General features: G+C 67.7%; 16 protein-coding genes. 6 read left to right on the forward strand and 10 right to left on the reverse strand.

Translation table 11 applies throughout. The annotated features are described in order from the left end of the window. The first annotated feature begins 5 nt into the window (after positions 1–5). A complete protein-coding gene (locus tag O5K39_RS03860; protein WP_271145967.1) occupies positions 6–1,310 on the forward strand; it encodes an outer membrane protein transport protein in 1,305 nt (434 codons plus the stop codon). 193 nt (positions 1,311–1,503) lie between these two features. Continuing rightward, a complete protein-coding gene (locus tag O5K39_RS03865; RefSeq protein WP_271145968.1) occupies positions 1,504–2,565 on the forward strand; it encodes an amidohydrolase family protein in 1,062 nt (353 codons plus the stop codon). Here O5K39_RS03865 and O5K39_RS03870 read toward each other — a convergent pair. The 4 genes from O5K39_RS03870 to O5K39_RS03885 all read right to left on the reverse strand — a co-directional run bounded on the left by O5K39_RS03870 (position 2,503) and on the right by O5K39_RS03885 (position 7,272). Then, entirely contained in the window at positions 2,503–3,558 is a 1,056-nt protein-coding gene (locus tag O5K39_RS03870; RefSeq protein WP_271145969.1) for an FUSC family protein, read from the reverse strand. The genes O5K39_RS03865 and O5K39_RS03870 overlap by 63 nt on opposite strands. A gap of 180 nt (positions 3,559–3,738) precedes the next feature. After that, positions 3,739–5,106 (reverse strand): DUF3526 domain-containing protein, encoded by a 1,368-nt coding sequence (locus O5K39_RS03875; protein ID WP_271145970.1) that lies wholly within the window; start codon positions 5,104–5,106, stop codon positions 3,739–3,741. Next, positions 5,103–6,533 (reverse strand): DUF3526 domain-containing protein, encoded by a 1,431-nt coding sequence (locus O5K39_RS03880; RefSeq protein ID WP_271145971.1) that lies wholly within the window; start codon positions 6,531–6,533, stop codon positions 5,103–5,105. The genes O5K39_RS03875 and O5K39_RS03880 overlap by 4 nt, the downstream gene beginning before the upstream one ends. Position 6,534: 1 nt before the next feature. Beyond that, a complete protein-coding gene (locus O5K39_RS03885) occupies positions 6,535–7,272 on the reverse strand; it encodes an ABC transporter ATP-binding protein (protein WP_271145972.1) in 738 nt (245 codons plus the stop codon). Between the two features lie 133 nt (positions 7,273–7,405). On the opposite strand from O5K39_RS03885, the gene O5K39_RS03890 reads away from it, so the two are divergent. Together O5K39_RS03890 and O5K39_RS03895 are read left to right on the forward strand one after the other, a co-directional pair. Beyond that, complete coding sequence (locus O5K39_RS03890) at positions 7,406–9,604, forward strand: TonB-dependent siderophore receptor (protein ID WP_271145973.1); 2,199 nt, start codon at positions 7,406–7,408, stop codon at positions 9,602–9,604. A 31-nt stretch (positions 9,605–9,635) separates the two neighbouring features. Further along, positions 9,636–10,733: a prolyl oligopeptidase family serine peptidase gene (locus O5K39_RS03895; RefSeq protein WP_271145974.1), complete on the forward strand. Its 1,098-nt coding sequence runs from the start codon at positions 9,636–9,638 to the stop codon at positions 10,731–10,733. Between the two features lie 17 nt (positions 10,734–10,750). Here O5K39_RS03895 and O5K39_RS03900 read toward each other — a convergent pair whose 3' ends face one another. Next, on the reverse strand, positions 10,751–11,422 hold the full coding sequence (locus tag O5K39_RS03900; RefSeq protein WP_271145975.1) for a TetR family transcriptional regulator: 672 nt from the start codon (positions 11,420–11,422) through the stop codon (positions 10,751–10,753). An 82-nt stretch (positions 11,423–11,504) separates the two neighbouring features. Here O5K39_RS03900 and O5K39_RS03905 point away from each other — a divergent pair, with 82 nt between their 5' ends. Then, positions 11,505–12,272 carry an SDR family NAD(P)-dependent oxidoreductase gene (locus tag O5K39_RS03905; RefSeq protein ID WP_271145976.1) on the forward strand — a complete coding sequence of 256 codons (768 nt, stop codon included), beginning with the start codon at positions 11,505–11,507 and terminating at the stop codon, positions 12,270–12,272. 138 nt (positions 12,273–12,410) lie between these two features. Next, positions 12,411–13,157: a hypothetical protein gene (locus tag O5K39_RS03910; RefSeq protein ID WP_271145977.1), complete on the forward strand. Its 747-nt coding sequence runs from the start codon at positions 12,411–12,413 to the stop codon at positions 13,155–13,157. Between the two features lie 148 nt (positions 13,158–13,305). On the opposite strand, the gene O5K39_RS03915 is transcribed toward O5K39_RS03910, so the two are convergent. Genes O5K39_RS03915 through O5K39_RS03935 form a run of 5 tightly spaced genes read right to left on the reverse strand, consistent with a single transcriptional unit; the run spans position 13,306 to position 17,105 of the window. Then, complete coding sequence (locus O5K39_RS03915) at positions 13,306–14,607, reverse strand: MFS transporter (protein ID WP_271145978.1); 1,302 nt, start codon at positions 14,605–14,607, stop codon at positions 13,306–13,308. A 32-nt stretch (positions 14,608–14,639) separates the two neighbouring features. Next, positions 14,640–15,092, reverse strand: a complete 453-nt coding sequence (locus tag O5K39_RS03920) for an acyl-CoA thioesterase (protein ID WP_271145979.1) — start codon at positions 15,090–15,092, stop codon at positions 14,640–14,642. Next, entirely contained in the window at positions 15,089–16,255 is a 1,167-nt protein-coding gene (locus O5K39_RS03925; RefSeq protein WP_271145980.1) for an FAD-dependent monooxygenase, read from the reverse strand. The genes O5K39_RS03920 and O5K39_RS03925 overlap by 4 nt, the downstream gene beginning before the upstream one ends. Next, positions 16,252–16,503 carry a hypothetical protein gene (locus O5K39_RS03930; protein WP_271145981.1) on the reverse strand — a complete coding sequence of 84 codons (252 nt, stop codon included), beginning with the start codon at positions 16,501–16,503 and terminating at the stop codon, positions 16,252–16,254. Before O5K39_RS03930 ends, O5K39_RS03925 begins: the two co-directional genes overlap by 4 nt. After that, on the reverse strand, positions 16,500–17,105 hold the full coding sequence (locus O5K39_RS03935) for a VOC family protein (protein ID WP_271145982.1): 606 nt from the start codon (positions 17,103–17,105) through the stop codon (positions 16,500–16,502). The genes O5K39_RS03930 and O5K39_RS03935 overlap by 4 nt, the downstream gene beginning before the upstream one ends. Positions 17,106–17,114 lie beyond the last annotated feature (9 nt).

Consider the following 17,114-nt stretch of genomic DNA (forward strand, 5'->3'; position numbering starts at 1 on the left):
GCAAAATGAAAAAGAATACTAGGGTTCGAAACGTCCTGGCCGCCGGCATCCTGACCGCGACGGTCTCAACGCCTGCGCTGGCGCAGTCCTTCTATCTTCAGGAACAATCGACGCGGGGCGCGGGTCGCTCCTATTCGGGCGAGACCGCCGATACCGGCGTGCAGTCGCTCTGGTGGAATCCGGCCGCGATCGCCGGATCGGGCCGGGAGATCTATCTCGGAGCCCATGGGCTTCTCATCAACTCCACAGTGACCGACGCCGGCTCGACCGTGACGCGCCCGGTCCCGCCGGCCGGTCTGACCACGGCGACGGGGGGCGCCGCCCGGATCGAGGATCCGGTCGAGAATGGCGTGTTGCCCAACTTCGCCCTGGCCCTGCCGGTCAGCGACCGCTTGGCCATCGGCGTTTCGGTCGCTGCGCCGTACAATTTCACCAACGAATATCCGGCCGGGTCGTTCACGCGCTACGATGCGCTCCGCAGTGAGTTGCGCACCCTGGACGCCCAGTTCACCGTCGCGATGAAAGCCACTGACTGGCTCGATCTGGGCGTGTCGGTGAGCGCCGAGTACAGCGATGCCGAGCTGACCACCGCCTTGCCCAACCTCTCGCCCCTCCTGCCCGACGGCGCCTCGGATCTGACCGGCGACGGCTGGGACTACGGCTGGGCGGCCGGTCTGCAGGCCCATCAGGGACCCTGGCGTTTCGGTGTCAGCTACCGTTCGGCGATCGAGCACACGCTCGAGGGCAATGTGCGCATCACGGGCCTGCTCGGGCCGCTGGCGGGGGCGAATGTCGATGGGCCGGGGCAGGCGACCTTCTCCACGCCCTGGATGGCCTCGGCCTCGCTGCGCTACGCCCTCACGCCCCGCTGGACCCTCAACGCCCAGATCAATCGCCTGGGATGGAGCGAGTTCGATGCGATCCGCATCGCCTACGGTTCAACCACCGACGCGATCGTCCAGGATTACAAGGACATCACGACCGGGGCGATCGGGGTCGATTACGCCTGGTCGCCGCGTCTGACGCTGCGGGCCGGGGCCGCCTTCAATCCAACCCCGACGCGGGACGGCCAGCGCTCCGCCCGCACGCCGGATTCGGACCGGACGCGTTATTCGGTCGGCGCCACCTATGATGTGACGCCGGGTTTCAGTCTCGACGGCGCGGTGACCGTCGTCGATTTCGCGGGCGCCGACATCGCTTTCGATCGGACCCTCTACAGCGGAACGCCGGTAGCAACCGTCTCGCGCCTGCGCGGCACGGCGGAAGGCGAGGGCGTCGGCCTGGCTCTTGGCGCACGCTGGAGCTTTTAATCCGAAGACGGCCGGGACAGGGTTCTGTCCCGGCCGTCTGGCCTCGCCGACCAGGGCGACGGCCGATGATGACATGACGGCGACGATGCGAAGGAGCAGGTATGATGATCAATGAACGCTCGACGGGGCGTGAGGGCGGCGGCCTCGTCGCACCTTCGCCCCGGCCGTCAAGGTCTTCAGGCGCGGGCGTCCGATGACCTGGCGGAGCACCACGGCGCAGCCGGGCTGGATCGACGTCCACCATCACCTGATACCGCCCGCCTTTACCGCCGCCATGGCGCGTCACGGAATCCCGGAAGTGGCGGGCGCGCCGCTGCCGGCGTGGAGCGCGCGGGAATCGCTCTCGACCATGGATGCGTTCGGGATCGGTACGGCGCTTTTGTCCCTGTCTGCGCCCGGCGTTCATTTCGGGGATGATCGGGAGGCCTGTGACCTTGCCCGCGCCTGCAATGAGTTCGCCGCAGAGACGCGCGAAACCCATCCGGGCCGGTTCGGGTTCTTCGCCACCCTGCCGATGCCGCTGACTGAAGCCGCCTGCCGCGAGGCCATCCATGCGCTCGACGTCCTCAAGGCCGATGGCGTGGTCCTGCTGGCCAGCACCAACGGGATCTTCCTGGGCGATGCGCGTTTCGAGGAACTGATGGCGGAACTGGACCGCCGCCGGACGGTGGTCTTCGTCCATCCCAATGTCCACCCGACCAGTCTGGACCTGGGTCTGGATTTGCCGGCCTTCTTTGTCGAGTTCCTGTGCGACACCACCCGCGCGGCGACCAATATGATCTTCAAGGGGGTGATCGAACGCTATCCGAACATTCGCTTCATTCTCAGCCATGCGGGCGGGTTCCTGCCCTATGTGGCCTGGCGGCTGTCGTTGGCCAACGCCATGCCCAGTCTCGCCCGACATGCGCCTCACGGTGTCCTGCATGCGATCCGGAGCTTCTATTTCGACACGGCCCTTTCGCCGTCGCCCTGGGCCATGGGCGCGCTGAAGGCGCTCGTCGACCCCTCCCATATCCTGTTCGGCAGCGACTTTCCGTTTGCGCCTCGCGTCGCGGTCGGTCTCGAAACCCGATCGCTCCAGGAGCTTTCGGTCTTCACCGAGGCGGAGCGGGTCGGCGTCGTTCGCGACCATGCCCTGAGCCTGTTTCCTTATCTTGGACACAAGAGGCGTGGCCTGGACCGGGTCAAGCCGTCACTCGCGGGCCGCGTCGCCCGTCCTGTGATCGGCCTGGCCGGGATGCTCAGCCGGCGTTAGGGACAGATCGCAGACGGGGCGTCGGGGGCGGTGCGGCAGGATCGCCGCCGCCCCCAGGGCGATCGCCCCGCCCAGGATCGTGGCCCACAGGCGATGTTCGGAGTTGGCGACCACGCCGCCGTGGCCGAGGGTCGTCAGCAGCACCACGGTCGCGGTGATCGCAAAGGTCAGCAGACTGTAATGCGCCTTCTGCAAGGCGAAGGCCGCCCCGGCCGAAAGGGTCACGCCGATGGCCAGGAGCCAGGGCGCCTCACCGAACAGGGCGACATAGGCCATGGCGGCGATCGCACCGCCCAACGTCCCGCCGAGGCGCGCGACGCCGCGCAGCCGCGTCTGTCGCAGGCCGGGACGAAGCACCAGCATGGCGGTCATCGGCGCCCAGTAGCTGTTGCCCAGTTTCAGGGCGGTGGCCGCCACCAGGGCCAGGGCGACGGACAGGCCGGCGCGCGCGCCGTGCGACAAAACAAGACGGGGCGGAGAGGGCAGGACGCCCGTGCTACGCGGCAACCGCGCAGAGGCTTGAGGGAAGACCCGGGCGAGGACGGCGATGATGAGAATCTGGAGCGCGCCGCCTGCGAGAACCAGGCCGGCGCGTCCGAAAGCCTGGGAGGGCGGGCCGGCATAGGCGGCCGAGACGAGCAGGGCGATCACGACCTGCAGGCAGACCCACCAGAGGTCCTCGTCGATGAGGACCAGGGCGGCGGCGACCGCCGCGGCCAGGAAGGCGAGGGCGGCGATGACGACAAGATGGGCGCCGAAGGTCGAGCCGATGAGGGTGGCGAGGGTCATCCCGATGAGCGCCGTTCGCATCGCCGCCCAGCGCCTGCCCCCCAGATCGCGCGACGCGCCGAAGCCGACGGCGAAGGCGGACCCGACCGCGACCGCCGCGGGGCCGACCTGACCCAGGAGGATGCCCGCGGTCATCAGAAGCGGCAGGGCCGGCACACACAGGCTGGCCTCGCGCCAGTAGAAGGGATGCGCGTAGGCCCGCATCCGGCCAAGGGCGTCTGCCGGGTGGGACCGGCGGGAAAGATCGCTCAGGGGGCCGGGCTCGGTCAGCGTTCGGTCCTTTCGAGGACGCGGCGCCCCGGTCCGGTCTCGCGGGCCGGGGCCCAAAAGTAAACCGCCCGCAAGCCGATGGGGCGCCGAAAGGCTCTGCGCCGGCGAGGCCTCCTATCGCAGAAGGCGCCCGGGTCTGCCCAGGGTGAGGGCGGCGGCGCCGAACGCCAGGCCGGCGAGCAGAGCCAGGGCGAGCAGGGGCGCCGACGGTGTCCGCCCCCCGGCGGGCCGGGGCGCATACGTCGGCAGGTCGTCGAAATCCGCCCGCGTGAACGGGCGACCCCGGAACAGATAGGGATAGTAGAAGGTCTTGAGCCGCTCGTGGAAGGCGTGGATGCTGTCCTGGTAGGCCAGTTGGGCCGCCAGGTCAGTATCGGCCAGGCGATGCATCACACCCTGGAGCGCGACGGCGGGCGTGACCCAGCCCAGGGCGTCCGAGAGTGTCTGGCGCCGCCTCAGGCTCTCCCGATAGGCCGCGACCTGGCCGGAGACGGCGTCGTCGCCGGCCTCGTGCATGGCGTAGTACCATTTCCAGTGAAAGCGGCCGACGATCGGCGCGGTGTCGCGCCATTCGGGGTGTTTGGCGAAGAAGGGGGTCAGGGTGTCCGACTTGGGCACGTCCCAGCCATGATGGACGTGTTCGCGCTGGGCGAGGGTCAGGTCGATCGCCCGGTCGACGGGAACCGCGCGGGCGATCGCCGCCGACGCCAGGCCGGGGACGATCAGGGTCAGGACGATCCAGGATCCCACCAGGGCCATGGCCGAAGCCGTCGAGCTGGAGGCGCGCGCCGCCACCGTCAGGGCCAGGCCGAACCAGATGGCGAGATAGAGGGCTGCGGCCAGGGTCAGGACGAGCAGGCCCGTCGCAGGCGCCTGATGCGACAGACCCCCGAGCCAGAGTGGAAGGATCGCCGCGGCCAGCGTCAGGCCATAGCGCAGCAGGGTCCGCCGCCACCACGGACCCAGGCTGCGACGCGGCAGGGAGGCGAGCAGGCGCAAACGTCCCGCCTCGCGCTCGCCGGTGACCAGATCATGCATCAGGGCGATGACGACGAGGGGCGCCAGATAGAGGAGCACGAAAGCGAAGTCGAACGGGCCCGGCAGGGTCAGCTCGGGATTGATCGTCTCGGATTCATAGAGCTGGGACTGGAGGCCCAGAAGCCGGACACGCAATATCCAGGGCTGAATGTCCCTCTGGCCGATCGCAGCGAAAGCCAGTGTCGAGGGCCGGTCCCAGGTCGGGTGGAAGGTGTAGTAGGCGGCGTAGCCGGCATCGCCGTCGGGCTTGCCATATTCGGACGCGACAGCCGCCAGATCGGAAGCCTGGGCGTCCGCCGCCCGGTCGATGGCGGCGTTCTGGCGACCTACGATCGACAGCCCGGTGATTACCGCCAGGCCGGACAGGAGCAGGAGAACGCCGAGGACGGCAAGGCTGAATCGTCCGCGCAACAGCAGACGCAGGTCGGCGAAGACGGCGCTCATCGGGCGATCCTTTCCAGGCGTCGGGCAGCCACTGCGGACAGGGCGGTCAGGGCGGCGAGCCAGAGGGCCAGGACCGCGAAGTTCAGGGCGACGCTGTTCGCGCCGAGTCTCAGGACATCCGGCGGCCGATAGGCGAACCGGGGCACGGCGCGCCAGTGGTCGGCGGAGATGCGAGGGTCTTCTCCGGCATTGACGCCCGGGATCAGCTCCGCCTGCATAAGGTTCAGCCGCTGGACGAAGGCGTAGCGGAAACGCTCGACCTGGATCAGAAAATCCTGATGGCTTTCGAGGTCTGTTCCGGCCAGGCTCATGGAGCTCTGGCGCAAGGCGACCAGGGGGCTGACCACGCCCAGCGACCGGACCAGGCCGTTCTGCCGGGCTTCGCGCGCGGCGTTGTCCATGAAATGCCGGTCGAACAGGCCGCTGGTCAGGCGCTCGCCCTCCATTCCCACCAGCCCGGCCCACTGCACAGGCAGGGCGTCGGTGGTGGCGACGCCGTAACGGCGCAGCGTCTCGGCCTTGAAGGCCGCGAAATGGGGGTCGTCGGGATCGTGACTGTCGCCGAGGGCCTTGAGCTCACGGGCAATGGCCACGTCCGTCTCGATCCGGGTCGGGGTTTCGATGCGCGCCGCGGCGACCTCGGGCAGGGCCCGGGGCAGGAGCACGACCAGCACCATCCAGGCGCAGACCAGGGTGGTCAGGGCGTTGCGGCTGTGGCCCATGAAGGCGGAGGCGAGAACCGAGGCGACCGACCAGATCGCCAGATAGGCGCCATAGGCCAGCGCCATGAGTGCGGCGGGCAGGAGCGGCGCCCAGCCCGCCGCCACGGCGACGGCAAGCGCAATCAGGGCCGGCATGCCGACCAGGCCGGTCAGGACGAGATGACCCAGCATCTTTCCCGCGATCAGTTCGCCGCCGGTCAGGCCCTGGGCCAGCAGCAGCCGGAGCGTTCCGCGCTCTCGCTCGCGCGTGATCGCGCCGAAGCCCAGGAAGATGATCAGCAGGGGGGCGAGGGTCTGCAGGACAAAGGCCGGCGACAGCGGCCCCAGTCGCGACACCAGCGATGACTGCCGGGCCTGGGCGAAATTGGCGCTGTTCTGGCGGTGGCCTTCAAGGAAGACGGTGGAGCCGGTGAAGGGATCGACGCCGGGATCGAAGAAGGCCAGCGGGGGCAGGGGGCGAAACACGAACTGGCCGTAGTGCACCATACGATGGGGGTGCCGGTCGGGCTGGGCGTCGAAGGCGGTGTCCGACTGGGCTTGGTAGCGGGCCCGGGCCGTGTCCATGGCGTTGCGGGCGTCGATCCCGAGCACGACCGTGCTGAGGGTCAGGATCGCCAGAAGCGCGCCGGCGAGCAGGGCGACCCGGCTGCGGGCCGCCTCGCGCCAGTCTTCGCGCGCGATACGGCCGATGAGGGCGAGCCGCATCTCAGGCCGCCTCGACCGACTGGACATAGCGCTGGTGCAAAAGGGAGAGATCGAAGCGGTCGCCGGCCCCGGACGCCACTTCTTCCTCGATCCGTCCCGCCGACAGGAAGCCGATTCGATCGGCGATTTCGGCGGCGCTGAGCAGGTCATGGGTGACCATCAGGGTGGCGACGCGGCGCTCGCGCGCGGTCTGCAAAAGCCGGTTGAACTCGGCTGTTGCGCGAGGATCCAGTCCCGAGGTCGGCTCATCGAGCAGCAGAACGGGGGTCTGGCGGGCGATCGCGAGAGCGATCGCCACCTTCTGCCGCATGCCCTTGGAAAAGCCGCCGACACGCCGGTCCCAGGCCTCCTCGACCAGGCCGACCGCGTCGAGCGCCGCGTCCACCGTCGCCCGGGAGCGGTCGGCTGCGCCGGCGATGGTCAACATATAGTCCAGCGTTTCGCGTGCACTGAGATGGTCGTAAAAGGCCACATTTTCGGGCACATAGGCGATGTTGGCGCGGGCCGCCCCGGGGTCCGCCGCAACGTCCCGGCCGCAGACCCGGGCCACCCCCGAGGTCGGGCGCGCCAGACCCAGGAAGACGCTCAGGGTGGTGGATTTGCCGGCGCCGTTGCCGCCGAGCAGGGCGTAGATCTCGCCGGGCGCGACCTCGAAATCGAGACCCTTGAGAACCGGTCGGAGGCCATAGGTCTGGTGCAGCGCGCACGCTTGCAGCGCGGCGGTGGAAAGATCGGGCATGAGAAATCCTGAACGGGAAGCCGCAGCGAACGGGGGTTGCCAAGGTCAAGCTGTCGCGTCATGTATGTTATATCATAACAATACCGCAACCCCTGTCCGGGGGTGACGTCCGCGCACCAAAGGCTCTTTCCCGATGCTTTATCCAATCTCCCGGACGCTTCGCGCCGGTTGCGCCCTTGTGGCGCTGGGCCTTCCAGGCGTCGCGTTCGCGGCCGACCCGCCTGAACCTGCGGCAATCGGTCTCGCCCCGACCGAGCCGGAGACGGCCTCCCAGCTTGACGAGGTGGTGGTCACCGCCCGTCGCGCCGCCGCGAGCATCAACGGGGTTTCGATCGAGCCCTTGCGCCTGCCCCAGAACACTCGGGTGCTCGACGCCGGCCTGATCGAGGATCTGGGCGCCACCCGCCTGGACGACCTGATCGACCTGTCCGGGTCGCTTTCGCGTCAAAACAGTTTCGGCGGGCTGTGGGACAACTATGCGATCCGCGGCTTTTCCGGGGACGTCAACGGCGGCCCGGATCTGCTGATCAACCGCTTCAACTCCAACCGGGGCTTCAACGCCCAGCGCGACGTCGCCACCATCGACCTTTTCCAGGTGCTCAAGGGGCCGGCCGGCGCCCTGAGCGGCAAGGGCGAGCCCGGCGGCTCGATCAACATCGTCACCAAGGCTCCGCTCGACGCGGCCCATGCCTCGGTCAGCGCGGAGGCGGGCAGCTATGATCATCGCCGCGCGGTGATCGATTTTGGCGGCCCCTTGTCCGAGGCCTGGGCCACCCGTCTGATCGTCGTCCGCCAGGAAGACGGCAGCTTCCGGGACTCGGTGACGACGGACCGGCTGCTGGTCGCGCCGTCGCTCGCCTACCACCCGGCAGACGGCCTCAGCCTTCTGTATCAAGCGGAATACTCCCTGGTGCACGCGCCTCTGGACCGGGGCGTGGTCGCCGTCGAGCGCATTGCGGGGTCGGGCGTTCTCGACGGGACGGTCCTGCCGCCCGAACGCTACCTCGGCGAGCCCGGTCGCGACGACACCCGGCTGGAGTCGTTCCAGCACCAGGGCTCCTTCGTGGCGCGACTGTCAGACGGGATTGCGCTGGAGGGCGGTGTGGCCTGGCGCAAGGGAACGCTCTTTGGCGCAGCGTCCGAGCCCACGGCCCTGATCGGTGACGTCGTGCGCCGCCGCCGCCTGTTGCGAGACAATGCCTTCGATGACCTCAGCGGCCGTCTGGAACTGTCTGCCAGGGGTGAGGCCTTGGGCCTCGGGCACCAGGCCCGGATCGGCGTGGACGCCTATGACTATACGCTCGATTCCCGGGGAGACCGCTTCGTCGGAAACGCCCTCATTCCCTTCGGGCTCAATATCTACAACCCCGTCTACGGCCAGCCCCTGCCCACCTTGGCGCCCCAGTCAAACACGACGGAACGTCAGCGTGGAACAGCCATCTACGCCCAGGATCTGATGACGCTGGGGGATCACTGGAGCCTGTTGCTGGGGATCCGTCGCGACACCATTCACCAGATGGTGCGCAATAATCTGCGCAACACCGAGGTCGAACAGGAGCCATCGGTGACCAGTCCGCGCGCGGCGCTGACCTACAAGGTCAATGACGCCTGGTCGGCCTATGTCAGCTGGGGGCGGTCGTTCCGCTTCAACCAGGGCGTCGATGTGAACAGCGCAGCGTTCGCGCCCGAGCGCGGCCGGGTCTGGGAGGGCGGGGTCAAATACGCCCTCTTCGACGGGGCGCTCAACGGCACGGTCTCGGCCTTCGATATCGAAAAGGAGAACGTCCTGGCCAGTGATCCGGCCAATGCGGGTTATTCCGCGGCGATCGGGCGGGCCCGAAGCCGGGGCGTCGAGGCCGATGTCAATCTGAGGCTCTCGCGTCAGCTGGATCTGACGGGGGTCTACGCCCTCGTCGACACCGAGGTTCTGAAGGATCGCGGCAGCGGGGCCCAGGCCATCCCGGCCGGTACGGAACTGTCCAACATCCCGCGGCAGTCGGGCAGTCTGTTCGCGCAGTGGCGGTCGAGCGAGGCCGAGAGCGGTTTCTACAGCCTCGGCGCCGGCGTCACCTATGTGGGCGAGCGCGAAGGGACGCCTGCGGGGACGGCCACGGTCAACTCCGGTTCGGGCGCGCGCAGCGCCACCTTCCGTCTGCCCGATTACGTGATCGCGCGCGCCAGCGCCGGCTATCAATTCACCCCGCGTCTGTCCGGGCGGATTGAGGTCGATAACCTCTTCGACGAACACTACCTCGCGAGTTCCTATTCGGAGTTGTGGATCACGCCGGGATCGCCGCGCACCGTCCGTATCGGCCTGAAGGCCGACTTCTGATGCCCGCCGGGCGCGGCGGAGGAATGCGGTGGTGAACGTCGCTGCGCCGCGCCTGTCCCGGCGTCCGTCGAGGCGGCGCGCCCTTGTGTGGGCCATGGCGACGGCGGCGCTGACGCCGGGCCTGTGGGGAGGGGCGGGCCCCGTCTTCGCAAAGGCGGGCGAGGGTCCCGGCGCGCAGGCGCCTGTCCTTGTGGATCGCTCGGCGTTCGTCTTTCCCTATACGACCCGGGCGGCCTGGCTCGCCTTTGTGCGGGGGCTCGAGGGCGGCGAGGCGGCGGCGGCGGACTACGCGACCCTCTACAGCGAGGCCGACTATGCCCGCTACGTCGAGGGTCGGACGACGCACATCGAGCGGATCCGGTATCGAAACCAGGGCCTGACGATCCACGGCCTGATGGTGGCGCCGCGCACGCCCGGACCCCATCCGGTGATCATCTACAATCATGGCGGGGTCATGCAATGGGGCCGTATCCTTCTGCCGGAGGTGCTGGAGTTCAACCGGCTGGCGGAGCGGGGCTATATCGTCCTGGCCTCGACCTATCGGGGGGAAAGCGGCAGCGACGGCCAGCCCAGCATGGACGGCGGCGATGTGTCAGACAGTCTCGCCCTCATGACGGTTGCTGCAGGGCTGCCCCAGGCGGACGCCGACCGCATCGGCATGTGGGGCTTCAGCCGCGGCGGCCTGGTCACCTACGGCGCGCTCGCCCGGGATCCGGGTCTGCGGGCGGCTGTGATCGTGGGCGGTCCGACTGATCTCGTCCATGCCAGCCGGCGCGCCGAGTTCGACGCCTTTGTCTATCCTCACGTCATCACCGACTATGCCGCGGATCCGACGCGGGCGCTGACGCGACTGTCGCCGATCGAATGGCCCCAGGCCCTGGCCGCCATCCCGCTTCTGTTGCTCCAGGGGGGAGCCGATGACCGGGTGGACCCGTCCGACGCGGTTCGCATGGCCGCGGCGCTGCAGGCGTTGCACCGGCCCTGTCGGCTCAAGGTTTATGAGGGCGGCAGCCATACCCTGTCGGAAAACTACGCCGACGTCCGGCGTGAACTGGACCGTTGGTTTGACCTCTATGTTCGCGATGCAAACCTGTCGGCTCCGGCCTCGGCGGCGATGCCGCCACCCTGACCGCGGCCTGTGGCCGTCTAGTCTCTCGCGATCTGTTCCAGTTCCCGCTCGACCAGAGCGTGGACCTGGCGTGTCATCTCCTCCGGCGCGACCGCCGAGTTGAGGGCGCAGCGAAGGGTGGCGCCGAAGCTGAGCGTCAGGAGCGTGCTGGCCGCGACCGCGCGGCGTTCGCTCCTGTCCTCGCCGGGTGCGATCAGGGCGATCGCGGCTTCCAGCCGGGCCAGGATATTGCGTTCGAGACGACGATTGACCGCGCTGACGAGCGGATTGCGCGCGCCTTCGAAAATGATCTCGGCCAGAAGGCGCGGCTGGTCGACGTCGGTTCCGATCCGCATGATCTGGAAAATCCAGCGCCGCGCCCCGTCTGCATCCCCGGCGTCCAGAGCGGCCTGCAGGGTCGGTTCATCGAGCCAGATGTCGCTTTCGCGTTCGAAGACGCAGGCGATGATCTCGGCCTTGTTCTGAAAGTCACGGTAGATCTGCTGGGTCCGGATCCCGGAGACGGTGGCGATCTGCGCCATGCCGGTGTCGTGCAGTCCCTGGGCGACGAACAGGGCCCTCGCAGTTTTCAGCAGGGTCTGCCGGCGCGCCTGCCCGCGCCCCTGACGCGTCGTCGGTTCCGTGTCGGCCTCCATTGCGCCCTCCCTCGCCTTGACCTGACCCATACGGTCGCGATAGGGGAGCGACAAGTGTGAGTGATCGTTCACTAACTGTTGTGCGGGCCGGCGCCAATGCCTTTGATCCCGCGCAATGGTCTTCCAGGAGCAAGTCATGTCGTTTGAAAATCAGGTCGTGGTCATCACGGGCGCCGCCGGCGGGATCGGCATCGCCGCCGCCCGCAAATTCGCCGCACAAGGCGCCAAGCTCGTTCTGGTGGACCTGTTCCCTGAGGCTCTGGCCAGGGCGGCGGAGGGCTTGCCGGGCGACCCTCTGCTGATCGCGGCGGACGTCAGCCAGGAGGGCGAGGTCCGGGGCTATGTCGATCAGGCCGTCGCGCGTTACGGCCGCATCGACGTCTTCCTCAACAACGCGGGGATCAACGGGGATTTCGGCCCTCTCGTCGACCAGACGATCGAGAATTTCCACAAGGTGCTCGACGTCAATGTGGTCGGCGCCTTCCTCGGCCTCAAGCATGTGATGAAGGTCATGATCGCCCAGAAGGCCGGCGCCATCGTCAACACCGCCTCGAACGGCGGGCTTCTGGGCGCGCCGGGCATGAGCCCCTATATCGCCTCCAAGCACGCGTTGATGGGCCTCAACAAGACCGCCGCCCTCGAAGCCGCCGCCTTCGGCGTGCGGGTCAATGCGGTGGCGCCCTCCGGCGTCGACACGGCCATGATCCGGTCGATCGAGACCAATGCGGCCCCAGGCCACGAGGCCGAGGCGCGCGCCCGGTTCGAGGCCAGCGTGCCCATGGCGCGTTATGCGACCGCCGATGAAATCGCCGACCTGATGCTGTTCCTCGCCTCGGACAAGGCCTCCTTCATCACCGGCGCCTACTACCGCATCGATGGCGGTCAGGGCACGGCCTCCGCCTGAGGCGGACGCCAACGGCAAACGTCGGAGTTCGGCGCCAGGCCAGGCGCCGAACTCCGGGCCGGGGCGCTGGCGCGAGGATGAAGCTGTTTGTCCGGGGGGCGAACGGGTTTATGCAGAAGGTTCTGCAAGGACTATGAAGTGCTCGATATGGAGAAGACTGCGGCGCGCGAGAACGCCAGCCCCGCACCGCGGAGACGCGGCCGGCCGTTGATCGCCGACCAGACGTCCCTGACCAAGATGGACGTCTTCGAACGCGGGCTGCAGATCGCCAGGACGACAGCGCTGCAGGACATCACGATCACGGAGATCGCGCGCGCCCTGGATGTCACCCCGGCCATGATTCACTATCTCATCACGTCACGGGAAGGGCTCATTTCCGGGGTCATGAACGCCTTCTATCAACGCCTGAGCGTGGACTGGCCGGAGCCTGCGGGCAATTGGCGCGAACACCTCGTCGCCGTCTCCCATCACGTCCGCCGCTACTATGTCGAATACCGGGGCGTGGTGCTTTACATCGGCGCGCACAACCGGCACCGCGTCGTCCAGCAGGTTGAGGTCGGCGAAACCGACTATGGTCTGGTGTTTCTGGACCGGCTGTTCCAGGCGGCGATGCGCATGCGTCTGGACGCCCATCATACCGTCCTGTTCTGCGAGACCCTGATCGAGTTTCTGTCAGCCCAGGCGCGGGCCGCGATCGTTACGCGGTTGCCCCGGGCGCACGAGCCGTTTCTGCGCGGCGTCTTCGACAAGCTCGATCCCGAGGCCTATCCGGGCATCGCCTTCGCCTCCGACGAGCTCTTCCAGACCGATCACGAGACCCTTTTCGAACAGGGGCTGTCGATGATGATGGATGCGTTCGAGATCCGTCGCGCCAAGCTCATCTGAGCCAGGGCGGACCGGGCGCCCGCTCGGTCCCGGGACCGGTCGCCCGGAAAGCCGAGGCTGTTGAGCCGGGCGCGCCTGTCCGCAGGCCCGGGTGACGGCCGGGATCGGGCAGAGACCGCCCGGGACGTTTCGCCCCGGGCGGCCATGCTCATCCGGCTTTTTCGGCGAATTCGGTCGCCGGAGTGGTGACCAGATCGGAGCGAAGGGTGCGGGCCGCTGTCAGAAACACGACGATGGCGGCAGCGCTGGCCACGAGCGCCAGGGCGATGGCGATGCTCAACGCCTGGGGACCGCCGCCGAGGCGGTCGCTGATGACGCCCACGAACACCGGACCCAGGCTCATGGAAAAGACATTGGCGAAGAAGACGTAGAAGGCGCCTGTGAAGGTCCGGACGCGCGCCGGCATCAGCGACTGGGTCGTGGCGATCATGGGCGCGAAATACATCTGCACCAGCGCCCCGTTCACGACGCCGACCGCGACCGAAAGCCCCAGGTTCGGCGTGAACAGCTGGACGAGGGTGAGCGGGATCAGCAGGGCCTCGGCGATCGCCGGCAACCGCAGGTACCAGCGCGCATCCGTTTTGCCGAGGCGGTCGCTGAGATAGCCGGCCGAGGCCATTCCGATCAGACCGCCCACGCCGCCGATCAGGGCCATGACACCGCCGACCTCGCGGATCGGCATATGGTGGACCCGGGCGTAGAACTGCGGAAACCAGATGGATGTGGCGTAGAAGCTGAACAGGTGCAGGGCCGCTGCAACGAGGATGAGGCGGTAGGAGCGGCACGCCCACATCAGTTTGAGAACGTCGCGGAGCGGCGGCAGCACGGCGTGGGCCCGGGCGCCGTCTAGGGCTCCGCGGATCGGTTCGCGCAGGATGAGGAAGGTGACCGGCACGAGCAGCATTCCGGCGAGGCCCACCCAGAGGAAGGCGTGGCGCCACCCCAGGGCATGGCTCAACCAACCGCCCAGAAGGAAGCCCAGCAGGATGCCCAGCGGCAGCGACATGGCCCAGAGCGCCACCGCGCCGGCCCGGCGTTCGCGAGGAAAGAGGTCGGAAATCAGGGAATGGCTGATCGGCGCGCAGCCGGCCTCTCCGATCGCGACGCCCATGCGGCATACGAGCAGGGCGGCATAGCTTGTGGCGAAGCCTGTCACGGCCGTCAGCCCCGTCCAGACGAGAAGGCAGACGCCCAGCACGCCCTTGCGGCTGGTCCTGTCGGCGAGCCGCCCGATCGGCAGTCCGAAGGTGGTGTAGACCAGTCCGAACGAGGCGCCGAGCAACAGACCGAGCTGGGTGTCGGTGAAGCCCAGCTCGGCCTTCATCGGGATCTGCAGGATCGAGATGATGGTGCGATCGAGATAGTTGAAGACCCCGATGGCGAACAGAAGGGCCAGCGCCACCCAGCTGGCGCGCGGGACCTGAACCCTGGCAGGCGTATCGATGGACATCTGTGTTTCCTCGGCTCTGCGGCCAGCGCGGCTTATTCGCCGCATTCCCTTTGATAGTCTTCGAGCCGGGCTCTGACGGCCTCGGGCAGACGAACCGCCGCGACCGCAACCGGGTCGAGACAGATGCGTGTCATGCGGGTTTCGAACACCGGCTCGCCCGAGAGGCGCGCGGCCGCAATGATCATTTCGAAGGTGGTGTTGCCGATCGAGGAGACCGTAACCACCATCCGGAAGCGATCATCGGGCCGCAGAAAGCTGCGGAAGACCGTCGACAGGGCTTTCATCGGCAGGCCGAGCCTGCGATCTGTGGCCGGGTCCCTCAGTTCGCCGATGACCTCGCTGGACAGATACTGGGCCGCCCCGGCGGCGTAGTCGCCAAACCGGGGCGTGTAGACGAAACCGGCGGGATCGCAGTCTCCCCAAAGCACCTGACGCTCGACTGTGACCGGGCGCCGGCCCACCAGGCCCTCGCGAAAATGGATCATCCCGCCAACGCCAAAGAGGGGGCGTCATCGGGCGGCGCAAGATGGCCGTACCGCTCCATGAAGTCGGGGAACTCGGAGCGCAGACGGTCCAGCCCGATGCGGCCGGTTCGCATCATGAAGTCGAAGACGAACGGCACGGGCTCCAGACGGTCGGCGATCTCGCCGACATTTTCATACCAGGCGATGCTGCGATCGCGCGCCTCAACGAGCTTGGCCTTGGCCGGTTCACGCACCTTGCGGAAGGTGGCGAGGGCGGCGTCGACGTCGTTCGGGTTCTCGATGATGGAGAAGGCGAGGGTGACCGCATCATCCATGGCCATCCGCGTTCCGGAGCCGATGGTCGGGTGCGGACTGTGCAGGGCGTCTCCGATCAGGACGCGGTTGCCGACCGACCAGTTGTCCACCTCGACCATCGTCAGGGCGCGCCAGATCGAGTTGTTGGTGATCAGATTGCCGCCGTCGAGCTCTTCGGCGAACATCGCCGTGCTAAACGCGACCTGTTCGTCGTGGGACATTTCGCCGAGCCCGGAGCGCCGCCAGGCTTCGTCGTCGCATTCCGCCACGAAGGTGCTGGTCAGCTCGGTGTGGGCGTAGCCCACCGACCAGAAATAGCCGAACTCCGTCTTCTTGAAGATCAGGAACGGCGGCGCGTAGTGCCGGTCGGAACCGTACCAAGCCATCCGGTTGGTCAGGGTCCGGCTTCGCGTGCCGAACTCCGCCTCATGCGCCCGGCGGACGATCGAATTGCTGCCGTCGGAGCCGACGACCAGGTCGCAGTCCGCGAACCGGTCCAGGCCCTCAAGCCGGACGTCATAATGGATCCGCGCCCCGGCGGCTTCGGCGTGGCGTTTGAGAATGCCGAGCAGGGTCAGGCGCCCGATGCCTGCGCCATAGCCGTCGCGCTCGACCAGGATGCGTTCGCCCCGGTGACCCAGAAGCTGATGCCGGCCGAAATAGGCCGAACGCATGATCTCGTCGTGTGACGCCTCATCCGCCATGCGCATACGCCCCCAGCTGGAGCTGTTCAGGCCGACACCGAAGCCGTAGGTCGCGTCCCTCGGATTCTGTTCATAGACATCGATGCTGGCCCCGGGGAGACGCTTGCCCAGGATCAGCGCGAGGTAGAGGCCGGCCGGGCCGGCGCCGACGATCCCGATTTTCATTCCACGCCCCTGATGATCATCTCGTCCTTGTCGAAGGCCGCGATGCGACCAACGATCCCGCCGATCAAAGCCGAGTTCCACAGCGCCGGACCGAGGCCCAGGGCCTTGCGTCGCAGCCGGATCTCGTCCTCGGCCTCGATGCGCCAGTAGCCCTTCACAGGCTCGCGCACGGCATAGCCCGCCTCGCGTGACGTCTCGACGACCGGAAGGAACTCCTCCAGGTCCGGCACATAGATCACCGCCGTCATGCCGCGGTCTCCAGAAGACGGGCGACAAGCTGGCCCTTGCGTTCCCAGATGTCGGTGATGCTGCGCAGCCGGTCGCCGGCGGCGGCGGCGGCGTCCTCCGCCTCGATCGCGGCCTGGATCGACATCTCGGCGTCAAGGGCGTCGAGGGGGACGAAGGGGCGCAGTGGCGCGGTGATTTCGACGCTGTAGCCGTTCGGGTCCAGGCAGTAGATCGACTCGATCACTTCGTGACGGAGCTGATAGCGGATCTCGAGACCCTTGCCCTCAAGGCGGGCGCGCCACCGGGCGAGGGTTTCCAGATCGGGGACCTGCCAGGCCGTGTGGGTGGCCCGGTCGAAGTGGTGTTCCTTCTGCACCAGCTCCGTGGGCCGATCGGTGCCGATATAGTAGAAGAAGGCGATCGTGCTGCCGTTTCCGCTGTCGAAGAAGAAATGCAGGAAGTCGGGGTGGTCGTTGGGGCCCCAGCCGCGCGCCGCGATGCAGTGGATCAGGGGAAGGCCCATGATGTCGCGATAGAATTCGACGGTCTCGCGCAGCTTCCAGGTTGGCCGGGCGGTATGGTGGACGCCATTCAGCGTCAGGGTCAGGTCTGGCTCAGTCATGACGAATCT

This window comes from Brevundimonas sp. NIBR10 (assembly GCF_027912515.1).
Lineage (GTDB): Bacteria > Pseudomonadota > Alphaproteobacteria > Caulobacterales > Caulobacteraceae > Brevundimonas.